18 protein-coding genes are annotated in these 21,832 nt (G+C 58.2%); 14 read left to right on the forward strand and 4 right to left on the reverse strand.

The features are described from left to right. Positions 1-298 precede the first annotated feature (298 nt). The 4 genes from trxB (at position 299) to infA (ending at position 3,098) form a co-directional block, all read left to right on the forward strand. On the forward strand, positions 299-1,258 hold the full coding sequence (trxB, locus tag PFAS1_RS01125) for a thioredoxin-disulfide reductase (RefSeq protein WP_076027907.1): 960 nt from the start codon (positions 299-301) through the stop codon (positions 1,256-1,258). Positions 1,259-1,322: 64 nt separating this feature from the next. Continuing rightward, complete coding sequence (aat, locus tag PFAS1_RS01130) at positions 1,323-2,003, forward strand: leucyl/phenylalanyl-tRNA--protein transferase (RefSeq protein WP_076027908.1); 681 nt, start codon at positions 1,323-1,325, stop codon at positions 2,001-2,003. 57 nt (positions 2,004-2,060) lie between these two features. Continuing rightward, complete coding sequence (locus tag PFAS1_RS01135) at positions 2,061-2,768, forward strand: arginyltransferase (RefSeq protein ID WP_074878177.1); 708 nt, start codon at positions 2,061-2,063, stop codon at positions 2,766-2,768. Between the two features lie 111 nt (positions 2,769-2,879). Next, on the forward strand, positions 2,880-3,098 hold the full coding sequence (infA, locus tag PFAS1_RS01140) for a translation initiation factor IF-1 (protein WP_002553999.1): 219 nt from the start codon (positions 2,880-2,882) through the stop codon (positions 3,096-3,098). Between the two features lie 237 nt (positions 3,099-3,335). On the opposite strand, the gene clpA is transcribed toward infA, so the two are convergent. Then, complete coding sequence (clpA, locus tag PFAS1_RS01145) at positions 3,336-5,606, reverse strand: ATP-dependent Clp protease ATP-binding subunit ClpA (RefSeq protein ID WP_008146900.1); 2,271 nt, start codon at positions 5,604-5,606, stop codon at positions 3,336-3,338. A 30-nt stretch (positions 5,607-5,636) separates the two neighbouring features. Next, complete coding sequence (clpS, locus tag PFAS1_RS01150; RefSeq protein ID WP_076027909.1) at positions 5,637-6,020, reverse strand: ATP-dependent Clp protease adapter ClpS; 384 nt, start codon at positions 6,018-6,020, stop codon at positions 5,637-5,639. Between the two features lie 225 nt (positions 6,021-6,245). Here clpS and PFAS1_RS01155 point away from each other — a divergent pair, with 225 nt between their 5' ends. After that, entirely contained in the window at positions 6,246-6,527 is a 282-nt protein-coding gene (locus PFAS1_RS01155) for a cold shock domain-containing protein (RefSeq protein WP_076031480.1), read from the forward strand. 62 nt (positions 6,528-6,589) lie between these two features. Here PFAS1_RS01155 and icd read toward each other — a convergent pair whose 3' ends face one another. After that, positions 6,590-7,846 (reverse strand): NADP-dependent isocitrate dehydrogenase, encoded by a 1,257-nt coding sequence (gene icd, locus PFAS1_RS01160; protein WP_008146904.1) that lies wholly within the window; start codon positions 7,844-7,846, stop codon positions 6,590-6,592. A gap of 496 nt (positions 7,847-8,342) precedes the next feature. Here icd and PFAS1_RS01170 point away from each other — a divergent pair, with 496 nt between their 5' ends. The 9 genes from PFAS1_RS01170 (at position 8,343) to aceA (ending at position 19,041) form a co-directional block, all read left to right on the forward strand. Further along, complete coding sequence (locus PFAS1_RS01170; RefSeq protein WP_076027910.1) at positions 8,343-10,568, forward strand: NADP-dependent isocitrate dehydrogenase; 2,226 nt, start codon at positions 8,343-8,345, stop codon at positions 10,566-10,568. Between the two features lie 211 nt (positions 10,569-10,779). Next, entirely contained in the window at positions 10,780-11,226 is a 447-nt protein-coding gene (locus PFAS1_RS01175; RefSeq protein WP_074878184.1) for an NUDIX hydrolase, read from the forward strand. Positions 11,227-11,285: 59 nt separating this feature from the next. After that, positions 11,286-12,431 (forward strand): tRNA 2-thiouridine(34) synthase MnmA, encoded by a 1,146-nt coding sequence (mnmA, locus tag PFAS1_RS01180; RefSeq protein ID WP_076027911.1) that lies wholly within the window; start codon positions 11,286-11,288, stop codon positions 12,429-12,431. After that, the gene (gene hflD, locus PFAS1_RS01185) at positions 12,428-13,051 is read left to right on the forward strand and encodes a high frequency lysogenization protein HflD (protein ID WP_076027912.1); all 624 of its coding nucleotides are present in this window, start codon (positions 12,428-12,430) and stop codon (positions 13,049-13,051) included. Before mnmA ends, hflD begins: the two co-directional genes overlap by 4 nt. Before the next feature lie 126 nt (positions 13,052-13,177). Then, positions 13,178-14,548: an adenylosuccinate lyase gene (gene purB, locus PFAS1_RS01190; protein ID WP_027925117.1), complete on the forward strand. Its 1,371-nt coding sequence runs from the start codon at positions 13,178-13,180 to the stop codon at positions 14,546-14,548. A gap of 86 nt (positions 14,549-14,634) precedes the next feature. After that, positions 14,635-15,804: a ribosomal protein uL16 3-hydroxylase gene (locus tag PFAS1_RS01195; protein WP_076027913.1), complete on the forward strand. Its 1,170-nt coding sequence runs from the start codon at positions 14,635-14,637 to the stop codon at positions 15,802-15,804. Then, positions 15,797-16,222 carry a GNAT family N-acetyltransferase gene (locus PFAS1_RS01200; protein ID WP_074878193.1) on the forward strand — a complete coding sequence of 142 codons (426 nt, stop codon included), beginning with the start codon at positions 15,797-15,799 and terminating at the stop codon, positions 16,220-16,222. Before PFAS1_RS01195 ends, PFAS1_RS01200 begins: the two co-directional genes overlap by 8 nt. Before the next feature lie 237 nt (positions 16,223-16,459). Beyond that, a complete protein-coding gene (locus tag PFAS1_RS01205; RefSeq protein ID WP_076027914.1) occupies positions 16,460-17,221 on the forward strand; it encodes a secretin N-terminal domain-containing protein in 762 nt (253 codons plus the stop codon). A 494-nt stretch (positions 17,222-17,715) separates the two neighbouring features. After that, the gene (gene aceA, locus PFAS1_RS01210; RefSeq protein WP_008032724.1) at positions 17,716-19,041 is read left to right on the forward strand and encodes an isocitrate lyase; all 1,326 of its coding nucleotides are present in this window, start codon (positions 17,716-17,718) and stop codon (positions 19,039-19,041) included. A gap of 191 nt (positions 19,042-19,232) precedes the next feature. Here aceA and leuS read toward each other — a convergent pair whose 3' ends face one another. Continuing rightward, positions 19,233-21,821, reverse strand: a complete 2,589-nt coding sequence (leuS, locus tag PFAS1_RS01215; RefSeq protein ID WP_076027915.1) for a leucine--tRNA ligase — start codon at positions 21,819-21,821, stop codon at positions 19,233-19,235. Positions 21,822-21,832: the final 11 nt, after the last annotated feature.

The following is a 21,832-nucleotide window of genomic DNA, read 5'->3' on the forward strand; positions in this document are numbered from 1 at the left end:
TTCCTGCGCCTATGGCGCGTCCATCTGTTGAATGACTATAAAAAACTGCCCAATCCAGGCAGGTAAAAAAGTTAACAGGCGTAACCGGGACTACTTTTAACACTACGCTCCGGTTTTTATAAACACGGCGCGCAATGCATATTTTATTACAAACGCTGTTACAGGCAGGCATTGTACGGGTTTGTTCGTCCGATGCCATGCTTGAAACCCAAGGTGTAGCATAGCCAACAGGCACATAACGCGCGGTTCAATTTGAGCATGCATTCTCTTTTGTGACAAAGGCTTATGAGGTGTTTTTATGAGCGAAGCGAAGCATTCCCGCCTGATCATTCTGGGTTCCGGCCCCGCCGGTTACAGCGCTGCCGTTTATGCCGCCCGCGCCAACCTCAATCCCGTTGTCATTATCGGCATACAGGCAGGTGGCCAGCTCACCACCACCGTCGAAGTCGACAACTGGCCCGGTGATGTCGAAGGCCTCACCGGCCCGGTACTGATGGAACGCATGCAAAAACACGCCGAGCGTTTTCACACAGAGATCGTCTACGACCACATCCACACCGCCAAGTTGCAACAGCGCCCGTTCGAACTCATCGGCGACAGCGGCACTTACACCTGCGATGCGCTGATCATCGCCACCGGCGCCTCGGCGCAATACCTGGGGCTGCCATCGGAAGAGACATTTGCCGGCAAAGGGGTCTCGGCCTGTGCGACGTGCGACGGTTTCTTCTACCGCAATCAGGTGGTCGCAGTCGTTGGCGGCGGCAACACGGCAGTTGAAGAAGCGCTGTACCTGTCAAACATCGCCAAGGAAGTTCACCTGATTCACCGCCGCGACAAGCTGCGCTCAGAGAAAATCCTTCAGGACAAGCTCTTCGAAAAAGCCGCCAAAGGCAACATCCGTCTGCACTGGAACCAGAATCTGGATGAAGTGCTGGGCGATGCCAGCGGGGTGACCGGCGCCCGCCTGCGGGACAGCCACACTGACGAAACCAGTGAATTACCGCTGACCGGCGTGTTCATCGCTATTGGCCACAAACCCAACACCGACCTGTTCGAAGGCCAGCTGACAATGCGTAACGGCTACTTGCTGGTCAAGGGCGGCAGCGAAGGCGATGCTACCAGCACCGAAATTCCGGGGGTGTTTGCCGCCGGCGACGTGGCCGATCACGTTTACCGCCAGGCCGTGACGTCTGCCGGGGCCGGTTGCATGGCTGCGCTGGACGCCGAGAAGTATCTCGACGACATTCCAGTCGTTTGACGGCACACTTGACGGTGGGCCCACCCGCCCACCACTGCCCTCCCCTTCTGCAAGCCCGGATGCCATGCTGACTTGGTTACAACGCAACACCCTGACCTTCCCGCCCCTGGAAAAAGCCATGCGCGACCCCAACGGGCTGTTGGCTGCGGGCGGGGATCTGTCCGCCGATCGTCTGATTCAGGCCTATCGCCACGGCTGTTTTCCGTGGTTCTCGGAAGGCCAGCCGATTCTCTGGTGGTCGCCGGATCCGCGCACCGTACTGTTTCCCGACGAACTGCATGTCTCGCGCAGCCTGAACAAATTGCTGCGCCAGCAACGCTATCAAGTGACCTTTGATCAGGATTTTGCCGCGGTGATCCGCGCTTGCGCCGCGCCTCGGGATTACGCCGACGGCACCTGGATCACAGAAGCCATGCAGAACGCCTACCTCGAGCTGCACAGGCGCGGCTACGCCCATTCGGTGGAAGTCTGGGACCAGGGTGAACTGGTCGGCGGGCTCTACGGCCTGGCGATGGGTCAGCTGTTTTTCGGCGAGTCCATGTTCAGTCGTGCCGACAACGCCTCAAAATATGGCTTTGCCACGCTGGTCCGACATCTGAAAGACTCAGGCTTTGTGCTGATCGACTGCCAGATGCCGACCGACCATCTGCACAGCCTCGGCGCCCGAGCGATTCCCCGCCGCGAGTTTGCCGACTACCTTGCGCAGCATCTGGACCAACCCAGCCGCGCAACCTGGGTTTGCTGAGCGACTTTTGCGCGTGTGGCTTACACTTAATTCAAAACCTTATTCCGAGGGTTGATCATGACCGAGTTGGCGCGTTTGAAGTTCTATGCCACTCAGCCCCACTCTTGCAGTTATCTGCCCGAGGAGCAGGCCACGACCTTGTTCCTCGACCCTAGTCAGCCCATGGATGTGCACGTCTATGCAGACCTGTCTGAAATGGGTTTCCGTCGTAGCGGCGATCATCTTTACCGGCCTCATTGTCAAAATTGCAATGCATGCGTACCGGCGCGCATCCCTGTGGCGCAGTTTTCTCCAAACCGCCAGCAAAAACGCATCTTCAAACGCAACGTCGACCTGCAGGTGCGCCCTGCCAGGCCACAGTTCAGCGAAGAGTATTTCGACCTGTATCAGCGGTATATCGAGCAGCGTCACGCCGATGGCGATATGTACCCGCCAAGTCGCGATCAGTTTGCGACGTTCCTGGTACGTGACCTGCCGTTTTCCCGATTCTACGAATTTCGCCTCGAAGGACGACTGGTGGCGGTGGCCGTCACCGACTTGCTGCCGAACGGCCTGTCGGCCGTCTACACCTTCTACGAGCCCGCCGAAGAACGCCGCAGCCTGGGGCGTTATGCGATTCTCTGGCAAATCGCCGAGGCCCGACGACTGGGGCTGGAAGCGGTCTACCTGGGTTATTGGATCAAAAACTGCAAAAAGATGAGCTACAAGACTCAATATCGCCCTATCGAACTGCTGATTAATCAGCGCTGGGTCATCCTGAACTAGAGCAAGCCGTAAACCCCTTGGCGTAAACCCCATTTTTCGGGCACAATGCACGCCGCTTTTGCCTGGCGCAGTTGCACCGGGCCATTCATTGGACACCGAGGGCTTTACTGCATGTCGAAAGAAGACAGCTTCGAAATGGAAGGCACTGTCGTCGACACCCTGCCCAACACCATGTTTCGTGTGGAGTTGGAAAATGGGCACGTCGTAACCGCGCATATCTCCGGCAAGATGCGCAAGAATTACATTCGTATTCTTACCGGCGACAAAGTGCGCGTCGAGCTGACGCCCTATGACTTGAGCAAAGGGCGCATCACTTACCGCGCTCGCTAATCAAGTCAATACAAAACGCCCGGTTTATGCCGGGCGTTTTTGTGTGCCTGCGATTTAACGCCCCACACATTGATCGTTCCCACGCTCCGCGTGGGAATGCAGCCCGGGACGCTCCGCGTCCCTTCTAAAGCCGAACGCAGAGCGTCCGTTGAGGCATTCCCACGCAGAGCGTGGGAACGATCACCCCGGACAGCAAAAAGGCGCCTTTCGGCGCCTTTTGCTTTGTTGCGGTTAACGTCAGGCCATTTCAGCCGTGGTCTCGAAGTCGAAGGTCAGCTCGCCGTCCTTGAGATCGATGTGAACCACACCACCATGGTCGGCCAGTTCGCCAAAGAGGATCTCTTCCGCCAGTGGACGCTTGATCTTGTCTTGAATCAAACGCGCCATTGGTCGAGCACCCATCGCCGAGTCGTAGCCACCCGCTGCCAGCCAGCTGCGCGCCGCGTCCGTCACCTCCAGCTGCACGCGCTTGTCTTCCAGCTGCGCCTGAAGCTCGGTAAGGAACTTGTCCACCACGCTTTTGATGACCTCATGGCTGAGGCGACCAAACTGGATAATGGTGTCCAGACGATTACGGAACTCTGGCGTGAAGCTCTTCTTGATCACTTCCATCGCATCGGACGAATGGTCCTGATGGGTGAAACCGATCGAAGCGCGAGCCGCGGTTTCGGCGCCGGCGTTGGTCGTCATGATGACGATCACGTTACGGAAGTCCGCCTTGCGCCCGTTGTTATCGGTCAGCGTACCGTGGTCCATGACCTGCAGCAGCAGGTTGAAGACTTCCGGATGCGCCTTCTCGATCTCATCGAGCAACAGCACGCAGTGAGGCTGCTTGGTGATGGCTTCGGTCAGCAGGCCGCCCTGATCGAACCCGACATAGCCTGGAGGCGCACCGATCAGACGCGATACGGTGTGGCGCTCCATGTACTCGGACATGTCGAAGCGAACCAGCTCGATGCCCAATGCCTTGGCCAACTGACGCGCCGCTTCGGTTTTACCGACACCGGTAGGCCCTGCGAACAGGAACGAACCGACAGGCTTGTCAGGCGACTTGAGGCCGGCACGGGACAGTTTGATCGCGGTCGACAGTGAGTCGATTGCGGCATCCTGGCCAAATACGGTCAGCTTCAGGTCACGCTCAAGGTTACGCAGCAGCTCTTTGTCGGAGCTGGTGACGTGCTTAGGCGGAATCCGCGCGATTTTCGCGACGATGTCCTCGACCTGAGGCACTTCGATGCGCTTCACGCGTTTCTCGATTGGCTGCAGACGCTGGTAGGCGCCCGCCTCGTCGATGACGTCGATGGCCTTGTCCGGCATGTGCCGGTCATTGATATAGCGTGAGGCCAGTTCGGCAGCCGCACGCAACGCCTCATCGCTGTATTCGATGTTGTGATGCGCTTCGAAACGACCTTTCAGGCCGCGCAGGATGCCAATGGTGTCTTCCACCGAAGGTTCCGACACGTCGACCTTCTGGAAGCGCCGGGCCAACGCACGGTCCTTCTCGAAGATCCCGCGGAATTCCTGGAACGTGGTCGAGCCGATGCAACGGATATCACCCGACGACAGCAGCGGCTTGAGCAGGTTCGAGGCATCCATGACCCCACCGGACGCGGCACCCGCACCAATGATGGTGTGGATTTCGTCGATGAACAGGATCGCCTGCGGACGTTTTTTCAGCTCATTGAGCAACGCCTTGAAGCGCTTCTCGAAATCGCCGCGGTATTTGGTCCCGGCCAGCAAGGCCCCCAGATCGAGGGAATACACCACGCTGTTGGCCAGCAGGTCAGGCACCTGGTTGTCGACAATGCGCTTGGCCAGGCCTTCGGCAATCGCGGTTTTACCCACGCCCGCCTCGCCCACCAGCAGCGGATTGTTTTTGCGACGACGCGCCAGGATCTGCGCGACGCGCTCGACTTCCAGCTCGCGGCCTACCAATGGATCGATTCGACCCTGGCGCGCGAGTTCGTTGAGGTTGCTGGCATAAGCATCCAGGGGATTGCCTGAAGAAGAAGACTCACCGCCCTCGTCGTCCTGCATATCTTGCTCACCTTCAGAGTGATCGCCATGCCCCGGCACTTTGGAAATGCCGTGTGCGATGTAGTTGACGACATCGATGCGCGCAACGCTCTGCTGTTTCAGCAGGAACACTGCCTGACTCTCTTGCTCACTGAAGATCGCGACCAGCACGTTTGCGCCAGTCACTTCGCGTTTGCCCGAGCTCTGTACGTGAAAGACAGCACGTTGCAGAACACGCTGGAAGCCCAGGGTTGGCTGGGTCTCACGATCCTCGTCATGAACGGGGATCAATGGCGTGGTGGAGTCGATGAACTCCTGCAGATCGTGCTTGAGTTTGTCGAGGTTTGCGCCGCAGGCACGCAAAACGGTGGCGGCAGCCTCATTGTCCAATAGGGCCAGCAGGAGGTGTTCGACGGTCATGAATTCATGACGCTTCGAACGTGCCTCCTTGAAGGCAAGATTGAGGGTGACTTCGAGCTCGCGGTTTAACATAGCTTCACCTCATACCCAAGTGGTCGGCGATTAACCGTCCTTCTCGATTTCACAGAGTAGCGGATGCTGGCTTTCCCTGGCGTACTGGTTGACCTGCATGGCCTTAGTCTCGGCGATGTCGCGGGTAAACACTCCACATACTGCCCGTCCTTCTGTGTGGACGGCCAGCATGACCTTGGTCGCCAGCTCCCGATTCAGGTTAAAAAACACCTCGAGCACTTCGACGACGAAATCCATCGGTGTGTAGTCATCATTGAACAAAACCACCTTGTACATCGGCGGCGCCTGTAAAGCAGGCTTTGCCTCCTGAACAGCAATGCCTGCGGAATCGTCGTCGTGAGTCCCCGGGTGTTCTTTTTGGAGAGCCGGGCGATCCTGATTGAATGTTAGTCGAATCTGGCTGATTGCATGCATGGAAAGAAAGGTTCGTCTGTTGTTCAAATACAGTGGTGGGGGCGGCTATGGACGATTTCAACTCCGACTGCCCGGTCACCTTGACTATCGGCAAAACGGTGTTACAACCAATAGAGCCCACAGTGGGTAAAAAAGGTCCGCGGAGTCAATCTTATTTCCAGGAAATGACTGCGGATGAACTGGATGATACTCCAGTGATGGAGTCTGTTGCAGAGGGATATGGGTATGTCAGTCGGCAAGGTGAAATGGTTCAACAATGCCAAGGGGTTCGGTTTCATTAACACCGATGCCAGGGAAGGTCGTGACGAAGACGGTCATCTTATTGATTTCTTTGCCCACTACTCGGCCATTGAGATGAACGGGTACAGGACTCTCAAGGCTGGGCAAGCTGTGAATTTCGAGATTGTTCAGGGCCCCAAAGGGTTGCATGCCGTGAAGATCATGCCCGCTACAACGGAGAACGAGCAGGCCGCCCCTGCCCTCCAGCAAGAAACTGTATCGAGTTAATACAACCCGTCATCCAGTCATAAAAAAAACCGCCCGAAGGCGGTTTTTTTATGCCTATTCGCTTACATGTGCGAAATCAGCGCATCACCAAACGCGGACGAAGACAGCAGTTTCGCGCCTTCCATCAGTCGTTCGAAGTCATAGGTCACGGTCTTGGCGGAGATCGCGCCGTTGGTGCCCTTGATGATCAGATCAGCCGCTTCGGTCCAGCCCATGTGACGCAGCATCATCTCTGCGGACAGGATCAGGGAACCCGGGTTGACCTGGTCCTTGCCAGCGTACTTCGGCGCAGTACCGTGGGTCGCTTCGAACATCGCAATGGTGTCAGACAGGTTGGCGCCCGGTGCGATACCGATACCACCCACTTCCGCCGCCAGGGCGTCGGAGAGGTAGTCGCCGTTCAGGTTCAGGGTCGCGATCACATCGTATTCGGCCGGGCGCAGCAGGATCTGCTGGAGCATGGCGTCGGCGATGGCATCCTTGACGATAACGTTCTTGCCGGTTTTCGGGTTTTTGAACTGCATCCACGGACCGCCATCGAGCAGGGTCGCGCCGAACTCTTCAGCCGCCACTTCGTAGGCCCATTCCTTGAAGGCACCTTCGGTGAACTTCATGATGTTGCCTTTGTGCACGATGGTCAGCGAGTCGCGGTCGTTGTCGACCACATACTGCAGGGCTTTGCGCGCCAGACGCTTGGTGCCTTGCAGCGAAACCGGCTTGATGCCGATACCGCAGTTTTCGTCGAAACGGATCTTGGTGACGCCCATTTCATCTTTAAGGAACTTGATGACTTTGGTCGCTTCCGGCGAACCGGCTTTCCACTCGATACCGGCGTAGATGTCTTCCGAGTTCTCACGGAAGATCGTCATGTCGACGTCGCCTGGCTTCTTGACCGGGCTAGGCACGCCTTCGAACCAGCGCACAGGGCGCAGGCAGACATAAAGGTCGAGTTGCTGACGCAGGGCCACGTTCAGGGAACGGATGCCGCCACCGACCGGGGTGGTCAGAGGCCCCTTGATGGAAACCACGTAATCTTTGACTGCGTCCAGGGTTTCCTGGGGCAGCCAGGTGTCCTGATCGTAAACCTGAGTCGCTTTCTCCCCGGCGTAGACTTCCATCCAGGAAATTTTGCGCTCGCCGCCGTAAGCCTTCTTAACAGCAGCATCGACAACCTTGATCATTACCGGGCTGATATCAACGCCAATACCATCGCCTTCGATGAAGGGGATGATCGGGTTGTTAGGAACATTGAGAGAATGGTCTGCGTTGACGGTGATTTTGTCGCCGACTGCTGGAACCTGAATCTTCTTGTATCCCATGCTGAACTCCATTGTTTGGATTGAACATCTGGCTTCGTTCGAGCGTACCCCAGTTAAATCGGCACGCAAACCCTATGTTCCAACCATCTGCCGCAAAGCTGCACAGTTCGCGACGTACAAGTCTGAAAGCAAAGGGAAAAGCGCCAAACTCAAGCACGGTGCGAGACTCTACGCCCCCCTCGCCCCTGCGACCTTTAGACCAATGGACGATAATCGTTACCTATGAACCATCGGCAGATTGCCAGCTACCTATGTATAATGCCGCCCGCTGACCACAGAGTCACGACGGCCGACTGCTCTACGACGAGACCCACGGCCCGAAAAAGCAGGACTGTTACCGCAGTCCACCCGCTTGACGCTCGACTGATGCACCCAACATCACCGCGAAGAAATCTCGACATTCGGCTCATGGATGACTTTGAACGAACGCGCTTACCCGGCGCCCCTCGAGTTTTTCTGCGCACGCTTTAGCAAAGAAGAGAGAGTTAATCCGAATATGCCCACCCGCTCGAAGATCATCTATACCTTCACCGACGAAGCTCCCGCCCTCGCCACCTATTCACTGTTGCCTATCGTAGAGGCCTTCACCGCCTCCGCTGATATCGCCGTGGAAACCCGCGATATCTCTCTTGCAGGGCGCATCCTGGCCAGCTTCCCCGAGCAACTGGGTGACAAAGCCGTAGCCGACCACCTCGCCGAACTGGGCGACCTGGCCGTTACGCCTGAAGCCAACATCATCAAGCTGCCGAACATCAGCGCCTCGGTTCCGCAACTGCAAGCCGCGATCAAGGAACTGCAAGCCCAGGGCTTCGCACTGCCTGACTACCCGGAAACCGTGACCAGCGACGCCGACAAGCTCGCCAAGTCGCGTTATGACAAGATCAAGGGCAGCGCCGTGAACCCGGTTCTGCGCGAAGGCAACTCCGATCGTCGTGCACCGCTGTCGGTCAAGAACTACGCGCGCAAGCACCCGCACAAAATGGGCGCCTGGGCCAAAGACTCCAAGTCCCACGTTGCGCACATGAGCACCGGCGATTTCTACGGTAGCGAAAAAGCTGCCCTGATCGACGCCGCTGATGCCGTCAAAATCGAACTGATCGCTCAAGACGGCACCACCACCGTCCTGAAAGAAAAAACCACCGTGCAAGCCGGTGAGATCCTCGATTGCGCCGTTCTGAGCAAAAACGCGCTGCGCAGCTTCATCGCAGCCGAGATCGAAGACGCCAAAGCCAAAGGCGTGCTGCTGTCGGTTCACCTCAAAGCCACCATGATGAAGGTCTCCGACCCAATCATGTTCGGCCAGATCGTTGCCGAGTTCTATAAGGACGCACTGGCCAAGCACGCTGACGTGCTGGCGCAGATCGGCTTCAACCTGAACAACGGCATCGGCGACCTGTACGCTCGCATCAAAGCCCTGCCGGCCGAGCAACAAGCGCAGATCGAAGCGGACATCCAGGCGGTCTACGCCGTTCGTCCGTCGTTGGCCATGGTCAACTCCGACAAAGGCATCACCAACTTGCACGTGCCGAGCGACGTGATCGTCGACGCCTCGATGCCAGCGATGATCCGTGACTCCGGCAAAATGTGGGGCACCGACGGCCAGCTGCACGACACCAAGGCTGTGATCCCGGATCGCTGCTACGCCACCATCTACCAGGCGGTAATCGAAGACTGCAAGCTGCACGGCGCTTTCGATCCAACCACCATGGGCAGCGTGCCAAACGTTGGTCTGATGGCGAAAAAAGCCGAAGAGTACGGCTCGCACGACAAGACGTTCCAGATCAAGGCCGACGGTGTTGTCCGCGTGACCGACAGCAAAGGTGGCCTGCTGCTGGAGCAACCGGTTGAAGCCGGCGACATCTTCCGCATGTGCCAGACCAAAGACGCGCCGATCCAGGACTGGGTCAAACTGGCCGTCAACCGCGCTCGCGCAAGCGCCACTCCAGCGATCTTCTGGCTGGACCCGATGCGCGCCCACGACGGTGTAGTGATCGAGAAAGTTCAGGCTTACCTGAAGGATCACGACACCTCCGGTCTGGACATTCGCATCATGTCGCCAGTCGACGCGATGAAGTTCACCCTGGACCGCACTCGCGAAGGCAAGGACACCATCTCGGTGACCGGCAACGTATTGCGCGACTACCTGACCGACCTGTTCCCGATCATGGAACTGGGCACCAGCGCCAAGATGCTGTCGATCGTTCCGCTGATGAACGGCGGTGGCCTGTTCGAAACCGGCGCCGGCGGTTCGGCACCGAAGCACGTTCAGCAGCTGCTGGAAGAGAACTTCCTGCGCTGGGATTCCCTGGGTGAGTTCCTGGCCCTGGCCGCTTCCCTTGAGCACCTGGGTGTTACCTACAACAACCCTAAAGCGCTGGTGCTGGCCAAGACCCTGGACCAGGCCACCGGCCAGTTCCTGGACAACAACAAATCGCCATCGCGCAAAGTCGGCAACATCGACAACCGCGGCAGCCACTTCTACCTAGCGCTGTACTGGGCACAAGCCCTGGCCGCCCAGACCGAAGACACTGCACTGCAAGCGCAGTTTGGCGAACTGGCCAAGACCCTGACCGAGAACGAAGCAACCATCGTTGCCGAGCTCAACGCCGTTCAGGGCAAGCCAGTGGACATCGGCGGTTACTACCACGCCAATGCCGAACTGATCAGCAAGGCCATGCGCCCGAGCAATACCTTCAACGCCGCGATCGCTGCGCTGGTTTAAGGTTGTAAGGATGCAAGGAAGCCCCGGCCCAGTGCCGGGGTTTCTGTTTCTGCCCCACATTCCAATGTGAACACCGAACAAATGTGGGAGCGGGCTTGCTCGCGAATGCGGTTTATCATTCAACATTGATGTCGATTGACCCACCGCTTTCGCGAGCAAGCCCGCTCCCACATTTGACCGTATTTCAATATTCAAAATTCGAGGAAGCTTTATGGATTGGCTACCCCACATCACCGTCGCCACCATCGTCGAAGACAACGGCCGCTTCCTGATGGTCGAAGAATCCAAGCACGGACGAACGGTGCTCAACCAGCCCGCCGGCCACCTCGACCCGGACGAAACCCTGATCGAAGCCGCCGTGCGCGAAACCCTCGAGGAAACCGGCTGGGACGTCGAGCCGACTGGCGTAGTGGGCATTTACCTCTACACCGCTCCGAGCAACGGCGTGACTTATCAGCGGGTCTGCTTCACCGCAAAACCGCTCAAACATCACCCCGACTATCAGCTGGACGACGGTATCGTCGGTGCAAAATGGCTGACGCGTGACGAACTGCTGGCACAGCGCGCAAACTGGCGCAGTGAGCTGATCATCCGCTGTATCGATGATTATCTGGACGGCCAACACTTCGGTCTCGAACTGATCCGCCCTTCTCTTTAGCCTTGCGGGCTTCGGCCTGTTAGAATCGCGTCCTTTTTCAAGACACTCATTGAATCCCTATGCGTGATCCAGCCCCTTCTGACACACAAAAGAAGCGCGTCATTGTCGGCATGTCCGGCGGCGTGGACTCTTCCGTTTCCGCTCTCCTGCTGATCGAGCAGGGTTATGAGGTGGAAGGCCTGTTCATGAAGAACTGGGAAGAAGACGATGGAACGGAATACTGCACCGCCATGGATGACCTGGCGGACGCTCAGGCCGTGTGCGACAAGATTGGCATCAAGCTGCACACCGCCAACTTCGCCGCCGAGTACTGGGACAACGTGTTCGAGCACTTCCTGGCCGAATACAAGGCCGGCCGCACGCCGAACCCGGACATCCTGTGCAACCGCGAGATCAAGTTCAAGGCGTTCCTCGACTACGCCATGATGCTTGGTGCCGACCTGATCGCCACTGGCCACTACGTGCGACGCCGCGATATCGATGGCCGTACCGAGCTGCTCAAGGGCCTGGACCCGAACAAGGACCAGAGCTACTTCCTGCACGCCGTGGGCGGCGAACAGATCGCCAAGACCCTGTTCCCGGTCGGCGAGCTGGAAAAACCCGAAGTGCGCGCAATTGCCGAGAAGCATGAACTCGCCACCGCGAAGAAAAAGGATTCCACCGGAATCTGCTTTATCGGCGAACGTCGCTTCAGCGATTTCCTCAAGCAATACCTGCCGGCCCAGCCAGGCGAGATCAAGACCACCGAAGGTGAAGTCATCGGCCGTCACCACGGCTTGATGTACCACACCATCGGCCAGCGTCAGGGCCTGGGCATTGGCGGTTTGAAAGACGCCAGTGACGAGCCGTGGTACGTGCTGATCAAGGATCTGGTCAACAACGAGTTGATCGTTGGCCAGGGCAATGATCACCCGTACCTGTTCTCCCGCGCCCTGCTCGCCTCGGACATCTATTGGGTCAACCCGATCGACCTGAGCGAACCGCGCCGGCTGACCGCCAAAGTCCGCTATCGCCAAAGCGATCAGCCCTGCACGCTGGAAAAAACCGCCACCGGCTACCGCGCGACCTTCGATGACCCGCAACGCGCGGTCACCCCAGGCCAGTCCGTGGTGTTCTACGACGGTGAAATCTGCCTCGGCGGTGGCGTGATCGAAGTCGCGGAGCCGTGGACCAGCAAAGGCACTCCTCAAGGCGAGCAGCAATGAGCCCCACTCAGGAGCAACTGACGGCACTGGGCGGCGTGTTCCTCGCTGCGGTGCTGGTCGACAAGATCGCCAAGACCGGCCAGACCACCGAAGCCGGCCTGACCTGCATGCTCGGCAGCCTGCTGATTCGCGACCCCAAGGACACCCTGGAAGTCTATGGCGGCGACGACCTCAATCTGCGTGAAGGTTACCGCGCATTGATTGGTGCCCTGGAACGCGACCCGAGCACCCTTCAGCGCGAACCGCTGCGCTATGCGCTGGCGATGCTCGGCCTGGAGCGTCAGCTGGCCAAGCGCAACGACATGCTGGACGAGATCGGCAAGCGTCTGCCGCAGATTCAATCCCAGGTCGAGCACTTCGGCCCGGCTCACGAAAACGTCATTGCAGCGTGCGGCGCCCTGTATCAGGACACCCTGAGCACCTTGCGCCAACGCATTCAGGTCCACGGCGACATGCGTAACCTGCAGCAACCGAGCAACGCTTCGAAAATCCGCGCCCTGTTGCTGGCCGGGATTCGATCGGCGCGCCTGTGGCGGCAGTTGGGCGGTCATCGCTGGCAGCTGGTGATCAGCCGTCGCAAGTTGCTGAAAGAGCTTTACCCGCTGATGCGCAACAGCTGAACCGCGCCCGCAAGACCTTTTGTAATTTGTAACGCGTAAGACGCTGGTCAGTTGGCAACGGACCGGCGGATTTTTTCATGTATGATACGCGCCCCATTTCGTTGCCCGACTGTCCGAGAACACCCCATGCAGCTTTCTTCGCTCACTGCGGTTTCCCCTGTTGACGGCCGCTACGCCGGCAAAACCCAGGCCCTGCGCCCAATTTTCAGCGAATACGGCCTGATCCGTGCTCGCGTTCTGGTTGAAGTGCGCTGGCTCCAGCGCCTGGCCGCTCACCCTGGCATCAGCGAAGTGCCGGCGTTCTCCGCCGAAGCCAACGCTGTGCTGAACACCCTGGCGGAGAACTTCGCTCTGGAGCACGCCGAGCGTGTCAAAGAGATCGAGCGCACCACCAACCACGACGTCAAAGCCATTGAGTACCTGCTCAAAGAGCAAGCGGCCAAGCTGCCGGAACTGGCTGCTGTCAGCGAATTCATCCACTTTGCCTGCACCAGCGAGGACATCAACAACCTGTCCCACGCCCTGATGCTGCGCGAAGGCCGTGATGACGTGATGCTGCCGCTGATGCGCCAGACTGCCGAAGCCATCCGCGAACTGGCGATCCGTTTTGCTGACGTGCCAATGCTGTCGCGCACCCACGGTCAACCGGCCTCGCCGACCACCCTGGGCAAAGAGCTGGCGAACGTGGTTTACCGCCTGGAGCGTCAAATCGCTCAAGTCGCGGCCGTTCCGCTGCTGGGCAAGATCAACGGCGCTGTCGGCAACTACAACGCTCACCTGTCGGCCTACCCGGAGATCGACTGGGAAGAGAACGCCCGCGCCTTCATCGAAGACGAGCTGGGCCTGGGATTCAACCCGTACACCACGCAGATCGAACCGCACGACTACATTGCCGAGCTGTTCGACGCGATCGCGCGCTTCAACACCATCCTGATCGACTTCGACCGCGACATCTGGGGCTACATCTCCCTGGGTTATTTCAAGCAGCGCACCATCGCTGGCGAAATCGGTTCGTCGACCATGCCGCACAAGGTCAACCCGATCGACTTCGAAAACTCCGAAGGCAACCTGGGCATCGCCAACGCACTGTTCCAGCACCTGGCGAGCAAGCTGCCGATCTCCCGCTGGCAGCGCGACCTGACCGACTCCACCGTACTGCGCAACCTCGGTGTCGGCTTCGCCCACAGCGTGATCGCGTACGAAGCCAGCCTCAAGGGCATCAGCAAGCTCGAGCTCAACGCTCAGAAGATTGCTGCCGACCTGGACGCGTGCTGGGAAGTATTGGCCGAGCCGATCCAGACCGTGATGCGTCGCTACAACATCGAAAACCCGTACGAAAAACTGAAAGAGTTGACCCGTGGCAAGGGCATCAGCCCTGAAGCACTGCAAACTTTCATCGACGGCCTGGACATGCCAGCCGCCGCCAAGGCTGAGCTGAAATTGCTCACCCCGGCGAACTACATCGGTAACGCTGTAGAGCAAGCCAAACGCATCTGATCGACCGCTTGACCCTTTTGAGACGCCCGGCAGCGCCGGGCGTTTTTATTCCCGTCTGAAAAGTGCTTTTTTTCAATAGGTTACACATGAATCCTGATATTCCCCTTCAACTTCTGGGCGGCATCACGGCGCGCGAATTCCTGCGCGACTACTGGCAGAAAAAACCCCTGCTGATCCGCCAGGCGATTCCTGATTTCGAAAGCCCGATCGACCCAGACGAACTGGCCGGCCTGGCACTGGAAGAAGAAGTTGAATCGCGCCTGGTGATCGAGCACGGCGAGCGTCCTTGGGAAATGCGTCGTGGCCCGTTTGCCGAAGACGAATTCAGCAAGTTGCCGGAAACCGAATGGACCCTGCTGGTGCAAGCGGTCGACCAATTCGTGCCAGAAGTCAGCGAGTTGCTGGAAAACTTTCGCTTCCTGCCGAGCTGGCGCGTCGACGACGTAATGATCAGCTTCGCCGCCCCGGGTGGCAGCGTCGGTCCGCATTTCGATAACTACGATGTGTTCCTGCTGCAAGGTCACGGCAAGCGCAACTGGAAGATAGGTCAGATGTGCGACTCCGAGAGCAAGCTGCTGTCACACGCAGACCTGCGCATCCTCGCCGACTTCGAAGCCACCGATGAGTGGGTTCTGGAGCCGGGCGACATGCTCTACCTGCCGCCGCGCCTGGCCCATTGCGGCGTTGCGGTGGATGACTGCATGACCTACTCGGTCGGCTTCCGCGCCCCGAGCGCCTCTGAAGTGCTGACTCACTTCACCGACTTCCTCAGCCAGTTCCTGACCGATGAAGAGCGCTACACCGATGCCGACGCCCTGCCGGCGGTCGATCCACACCAGATTCAGCACGACGCCCTTGATCGCCTGAAAGCCTTGCTGGCCGAGCACATGAGCGACGAGCGCCTGCTGCTGACCTGGTTCGGCCAGTACATGACCGAGCCGCGCTACCCGGAACTGATCGTCGGCCCGGAAGAAGTCGAAGAAGAAGACTTTCTCGCCAGCCTGGAACAAGGCGCCGTGCTGATCCGCAACCCGAGCGCGCGACTGGCCTGGTCCGAAGTCGATGACGACCTGCTGCTGTTCGCCAGCGGCCAGAGCCGTTACCTGCCGGGCAAACTGCGCGAGCTGCTGAAGTTGATCTGCGCTGCCGACGCCCTGCACACCGATAACCTCGGTGACTGGCTGAGCGACGAAGACGGCCGCGGCCTGCTGTGCGAACTGGTCAAGCAAGGCAGCCTGGGGTTTGCTGATGAATAAAATTCACGTACGTGTCGCAGACTGGCAAAAGGACAACGCCGAGATCCGGCGCATTCGTGAGACGGTGTTCATCGCCGAGCAATCCGTTCCACCCGAGCTGGAATGGGATGCTGATGACGCAACAGCTGTGCATTTTCTGGCATTTGAAGGCGATTTCCCGATTGGCACCGCCCGCCTCCTGCCTGACGGCCACGTCGGCCGGGTGTCGGTGCTGAAAGACTGGCGCGGCTTGAAAGTCGGCGATGCGCTGATGCAAGCGGTGATCGGTGAAGCCGAAAAGCGCGGACTGAAGCAGCAAATGTTGAGCGCACAGGTACAGGCCACGGCGTTCTATGAGCGCCTGGGCTTCAGCCTGGTCAGTGAGGAATTCCTGGAAGCCGGGATTCCGCATGTGGACATGGTGCGGCATTCGGTCTGACACCCTGCCACCGATCGTTCCCACGCTCCGCGTGGGAATGCCTCTCGGGACGCTCCGCGTCCCATCGCGGCTAGTGACGCGGAGCGTCACAGGCTGCATTCCCACGCGGAGCGTGGGAACGATCACGCCCCGTCATTCTCGGATGCCGGGGCGTTTTGCTGTCTACGATTCAACTTGCCCCACTCCAGGCCGACAAACTGGCAATATCACCACTTCAAGATGTCGGAGATAACGGATATGTCCCTACGCACCCTGCTCACCACGCTGCTGATGGCCTGCAGTTTTTCGGCCATGGCGGCCACCGAGATCGTGCCACTGAACTACCGCACCAGTGCCGACATGCTGCCGATGGCCCAGGATTTCATTGGCAAGGAAGGCCAGGTCAGCGCATACGGCAACCAACTGATCGTCAATGCCGATCAGCGCAAGATCGACGAACTTAAAGCCCTTATCGCCCAACTCGACACCCAACCCAAGCGCCTGCTGATCACTGTCGACACCAACGAAAACAACTTCCAGGGCGATCAGGGTTACTCGGTCAATGGCGCCAAACCGAGCCAGACTCGCATCATCAATCACAGTACCGACAGCCGTGACGGCGGGATTCAGCAGGTCCAGGCCAGCGAAGGGACGCCGGCACTGATCCAGGTCGGCCAGAGCGTTCCGCTCACCAGCACTCAGACCGATTCCTACGGCGATCTGCGCAGCCAGACCGAATACCGCAACGTCACTCAAGGTTTCTATGTCACTGCCAGCGTCACCGGCGACATCGTTCACCTGGCGATCAGCACCAATCGTGACCGAATGAGCCAGGAACGTCCCGATGTAGTGAATGTGCAAAGTACCGACACCACTGTCACGGGACGACTAGGTGAATGGATCACCCTGGCCGGTGTGAACCGCCAGACTCAAGCCGATAAACAGGGTCAGACCCGCAGCTACTCGACTCAGGGCCGGGATGACATGACCCTGCGGGTGAAAGTCGATACTTTGGACTAATTCACCGAAAACTGACTGATTAGTCGTATTAGACCAAAGATGTAGTGCCATAAAAAAAGCACTACAAAACGTTTGACGATACAAAAAAGCAAAGGCATGATGGCCTCGCTCCCGCTAATCAGGGGCCCTGGCAAGGGCCTTCGAAGCGCCGTTCGCACCTACCCCGCGAGCCGTTTCGTGTCTGTACCGCCCACAAGGTGTGTTTGACGAGGTTGCCGACTGGAACGAAGTTGTCCCGAGGGACGGAAGCGTAATTAGGTAACCCGGCTCCACACTGAAGTTCGCACCAAGGCCCACGACGCCCGAATGCGCTCGCCAGTTCGCCCTTACCTGCTCACTTCCCCTCGAGCCCATCGTTCATCCCGTCGCCATCCCCGCCGAATCCGACTTGAATACCTAAGCTTCTGGTCAGCGAGCAGCCCCTTACGCCCCTGATGCGTATTTGGCAGGAGCAGGAATTTTCCACCCAGACCTATGCGACGAGGTTTATCTCCATGGCACTGACACGCGAACAGCAAATTGCAGCCCTCGAAAAAGATTGGGCTGAAAACCCACGCTGGAAAGGCGTGACACGCGCTTACTCCGCTGCTGACGTCGTCCGCCTGCGTGGCTCGGTTCAACCTGAGCACACCTTTGCAAAATTGGGCGCCGAGAAGCTTTGGAACCTGGTAACCCAGGGCGCCAAGCCGTCCTTCCGTCCTGAGAAAGATTTCGTCAACTGCATGGGCGCCCTGACCGGCGGCCAGGCTGTACAACAAGTTAAAGCCGGTATCCAGGCGATCTACCTGTCGGGCTGGCAAGTCGCTGCGGACAACAACTCCGCCGAATCGATGTACCCGGATCAGTCGCTGTACCCGGTGGATTCGGTTCCAACCGTGGTCAAGCGCATCAACAACTCGTTCCGTCGTGCTGACCAGATCCAGTGGAAAGCCGGCAAAGGCCCGGGCGACGAAGGCTACATCGACTACTTCGCGCCGATCGTGGCTGATGCTGAAGCCGGTTTCGGCGGCGTACTGAACGCTTACGAGCTGATGAAGAGCATGATCGAAGCAGGCGCCGCTGGCGTTCACTTCGAAGACCAACTGGCTTCCGTGAAAAAATGCGGCCACATGGGCGGCAAGGTACTGGTTCCTACCCAGGAAGCTGTACAGAAGCTGACCGCTGCCCGTCTGGCGGCTGACGTTGCTGGTACTCCGACCATCATCCTGGCTCGTACCGACGCTAACGCGGCTGACCTGCTGACTTCCGACTGCGATCCGTACGACCAGCCGTTCGTAACTGGCGAACGTACCCAGGAAGGCTTCTACAAAGTGCGCGCCGGTCTCGACCAGGCCATCGCTCGCGGCCTGGCTTACGCGCCGTACGCCGACCTGATCTGGTGCGAAACCGCCAAGCCGGATCTGGACGAAGCTCGTCGCTTCGCCGAAGCGATCAAAAAGGAATACCCGGACCAACTGCTGTCCTACAACTGCTCGCCTTCCTTCAACTGGAAGAAAAACCTGGACGACGCGACCATCGCCAAGTTCCAGCGCGAACTGTCTGCCATGGGTTACAAGCATCAGTTCATCACCCTGGCCGGCATTCACAACATGTGGCACAGCATGTTCAACCTGGCGCACGACTACGCCCGTAACGACATGACTGCCTACGTGAAGCTGCAAGAGCAAGAGTTCGCTGACGCCGCCAAGGGTTACACCTTCGTGGCTCACCAGCAGGAAGTGGGCACCGGCTACTTCGACGACATGACCACCGTGATTCAAGGTGGCTCGTCTTCGGTAACCGCGCTGACCGGTTCGACTGAAGAAGAACAGTTCCACTGATCTGCTTCACCTGAGCAAACGGCCGTTGCAGACCGAATAGAAAGCTAACTGCAACGTCGCACATCTGACGCCCCGACTGGTTCGGGGCGTTTTTTTTGCCTCGGATCTAGCGAGCGGACTCGCTCGTGAAAGCTGTCGACCGTCACCTCCTCGGTAACCGCGCTTTGTTTCCGGTTCGCCAGTTCAATAGTTCAGACGATGAAGTTCACCAGCCGGTTGGGCACCACAATCATCCTGCCAGCCCCTTTCAGGTGGTTGCGCAACCCTGCGTCGGATGACGCCCTGCACCGAATGGCGTCATGCTCGGCATCAGCCTCGATCATAATGTGCCCGCGCAACTTGCCATTTATCTGCACCATCATTTTTACTTCGTCCTGTTTCAAGGCTTCGCTGTCCGGCATGGGCCACGGACTGTCGTAAATATCCCCCTCGAACCCAACCTCCGTCCAAAGGACCTGAGTGATGTGCGGCGTCACTGGGTGCAAAACCTGTAACAGGAAGACCATGGCCTCGCGGCGAATCGGCTGACTGGCCCCCCTGTCCCCCTCCAGCACCTTGAGCATTTTCATTGCGCCCGAAACGACGGTGTTGTATTGCAATCGTTCGTAATCGTTGTTGATCTGCTGCAGCAAACGATGCGTCTCAAAGCGCACGCGTTTCGATTCAGCCGTGTCTTCAACCCGATCATCTGCCCAGCACCGAGACTGCTCGTCGTGGAAGAAACTCCAGAGCCGGCGCAGAAAGCGATAGGCTCCTTCAACGCCGCTATCGCTCCAGATCGTGTCCTGATCAGGAGGCCCTGCAAAGATCGTGAAAAGTCGGGCGGTGTCAGCGCCGAACTTGTTAATGATGTCTTTCGGCTCGACGACGTTATTCTTCGATTTGGACATTTTTTCCACGCCACCGATGATGACGGGCAAACCGTCCTCAAGCGCCGTAGCCCTCAAAGGACGGTTTTTTTCGTCATATTCGACCACCACCTGCGCGGGGTAAAACCACTGCAGGCTACCGTCGTCGGCTTTTCGGAAATAGCTTTCACGCAAGAGCATGCCTTGGGTAAACAGGTTCTTGAACGGCTCGCTGAAATCCACCAGCCCTTCGTCACGCATGGCTCGTGCCCAGAACCTCGCATAGAGCAAATGCAACACCGCATGCTCGATACCACCGATGTATTGATCGATTGGCATCCAGTAACGACTGCCGGAGCCAACCATCGAGGTATCGCTATCAGGATCGCAATAACGCATGAAATACCAGCTCGAATCGACGAAGGTATCCATGGTGTCTGTTTCTCTCTGCGCTGCCGCTCCGCAGCGTGGGCAATCCACATGAAGAAACGACTTATGCGCCAGCAACGGGTTGCCGCTTCCATCCGGCACGCAATCAGTAGGCAATACGACCGGCAAGTCCGAATAAGGCACCGGCACGTCACCACATTGCTCACACTGGATGACAGGAATCGGCGTCCCCCAGTAACGTTGCCGTGAGATCCCCCAGTCGCGCAGGCGCCAAGTCGTAGTCTTCTCTCCCATTCGGCGATCAATCAGCGCAGCGGTTATCGCTTGGGCCGCCTCTGCAACAGAGAGGCCATCGTAGACACCTGAGTTGATGAGGTGCCCCTCTCGACGAGTGCAGTTGTCGGACCAGAACTTCGGGTCGAATACGTGATCGTCCCAGGCAATGACTGGGCGGACGGCCAAGCCATATTGATTGGCAAATTCAAAGTCGCGCTCATCGTGCGCAGGCACCCCCATCAGGGCTCCGTCACCATACTCGCCGAGCACATAATTGGTTATCCACAGCTCAACAGGCTCACCGGTCAACGGATGCTCCACATGCAAGCCACAGTGGACGCCAAACTTGCTCTGACTGCCGGACGGGCCGGAATCCGCCGTTTGTCGGCAGGTTTGCACCTGTGGCTCCAACCCAGGGTTGAGCTCCAGGGCATACTTGGCCAGTGTATGTTCAGGGGATATGGCACAGAAGGTGACGCCCATGAGCGTATCGATACGGGTGGTAAATACCCAGAGTTTGCCTTCGTCGATCACTTGTCCAGCAGCGTCCTGAATTCGGTGGGCAAATGCCAAACGCACTCCTGCGACCTTCCCTATCCAGTTGCGCTGCATGGTGCGGACCCTGTCCGGCCAACCATCCAGAGTGTCGATTGCCGAGAGCAATTCCTCGGCATACTGGGTTATACGCAGGTAGTAACCCGGTATCTGCCGCCTTTCGACGAGAGCCCCCGAACGCCAACCTCGACCGTCGATCACTTGCTCATTGGCCAGCACCGTTTGATCGACAGGGTCCCAATTGACTACCTGGGTTTTCTTGTAGGCCACGCCCTTTTCCAGCAATTTGAGGAAAAACCACTGACTCCACTTGTAGTATTCAGGGTCGCAAGTGGCAATCTCCCGGGACCAATCGAAGGCAAGCCCCAAAGGCTGCATTTGCGATTTCATGTCCGCGATATTCAATAGCGTCCACTGCGCTGGCGAAACACCCGATTTCATAGCTGCGTTTTCTGCAGGCAAGCCAAAGGCATCCCATCCCATAGGCATCAGGACATTGAATCCTTTCATGCGCATATGGCGAGCCAACATGTCGTTGATCGTATAGTTGCGTACATGCCCCATGTGCAACTTTCCCGATGGATAGGGAAGCATCGAGCAGGCATAGAATTTAGGCCGGCAAGTATCTTCAATCGCCCTGAATACATCATTTTCAAGCCATTGGGCCTGACCCGTACTTTCAACAGAGGCCGCGTCGTACTGTGCTCGCATAGAGTGTTCCT

It is taken from the genome of Pseudomonas frederiksbergensis, from assembly GCF_001952935.1.
In the GTDB taxonomy this organism is placed as follows: domain Bacteria; phylum Pseudomonadota; class Gammaproteobacteria; order Pseudomonadales; family Pseudomonadaceae; genus Aquipseudomonas; species Aquipseudomonas frederiksbergensis.

What these genes read in the sequence shown, in the direction of transcription:
- mnmA (WP_076027911.1), top strand. Translation starts at nt 11,286, where the DNA reads ATGCGTGATCCAGCCCCTTCTGACACACAAAAGAAGCGCGTCATTGTC.
- PFAS1_RS01200 (WP_074878193.1), top strand. Translation starts at nt 15,797, where the DNA reads ATGAATAAAATTCACGTACGTGTCGCAGACTGGCAAAAGGACAACGCC.
- PFAS1_RS01205 (WP_076027914.1), top strand. Translation starts at nt 16,460, where the DNA reads ATGTCCCTACGCACCCTGCTCACCACGCTGCTGATGGCCTGCAGTTTT.
- PFAS1_RS01155 (WP_076031480.1), top strand. Translation starts at nt 6,246, where the DNA reads ATGTCAGTCGGCAAGGTGAAATGGTTCAACAATGCCAAGGGGTTCGGT.
- hflD (WP_076027912.1), top strand. Translation starts at nt 12,428, where the DNA reads ATGAGCCCCACTCAGGAGCAACTGACGGCACTGGGCGGCGTGTTCCTC.
- PFAS1_RS01170 (WP_076027910.1), top strand. Translation starts at nt 8,343, where the DNA reads ATGCCCACCCGCTCGAAGATCATCTATACCTTCACCGACGAAGCTCCC.
- leuS (WP_076027915.1), bottom strand. Translation starts at nt 21,821, where the DNA reads ATGCGAGCACAGTACGACGCGGCCTCTGTTGAAAGTACGGGTCAGGCC.
- clpA (WP_008146900.1), bottom strand. Translation starts at nt 5,606, where the DNA reads ATGTTAAACCGCGAGCTCGAAGTCACCCTCAATCTTGCCTTCAAGGAG.
- aceA (WP_008032724.1), top strand. Translation starts at nt 17,716, where the DNA reads ATGGCACTGACACGCGAACAGCAAATTGCAGCCCTCGAAAAAGATTGG.
- aat (WP_076027908.1), top strand. Translation starts at nt 1,323, where the DNA reads ATGCTGACTTGGTTACAACGCAACACCCTGACCTTCCCGCCCCTGGAA.
- PFAS1_RS01175 (WP_074878184.1), top strand. Translation starts at nt 10,780, where the DNA reads ATGGATTGGCTACCCCACATCACCGTCGCCACCATCGTCGAAGACAAC.
- PFAS1_RS01135 (WP_074878177.1), top strand. Translation starts at nt 2,061, where the DNA reads ATGACCGAGTTGGCGCGTTTGAAGTTCTATGCCACTCAGCCCCACTCT.
- PFAS1_RS01195 (WP_076027913.1), top strand. Translation starts at nt 14,635, where the DNA reads ATGAATCCTGATATTCCCCTTCAACTTCTGGGCGGCATCACGGCGCGC.
- purB (WP_027925117.1), top strand. Translation starts at nt 13,178, where the DNA reads ATGCAGCTTTCTTCGCTCACTGCGGTTTCCCCTGTTGACGGCCGCTAC.
- infA (WP_002553999.1), top strand. Translation starts at nt 2,880, where the DNA reads ATGTCGAAAGAAGACAGCTTCGAAATGGAAGGCACTGTCGTCGACACC.
- icd (WP_008146904.1), bottom strand. Translation starts at nt 7,846, where the DNA reads ATGGGATACAAGAAGATTCAGGTTCCAGCAGTCGGCGACAAAATCACC.
- clpS (WP_076027909.1), bottom strand. Translation starts at nt 6,020, where the DNA reads ATGCATGCAATCAGCCAGATTCGACTAACATTCAATCAGGATCGCCCG.
- trxB (WP_076027907.1), top strand. Translation starts at nt 299, where the DNA reads ATGAGCGAAGCGAAGCATTCCCGCCTGATCATTCTGGGTTCCGGCCCC.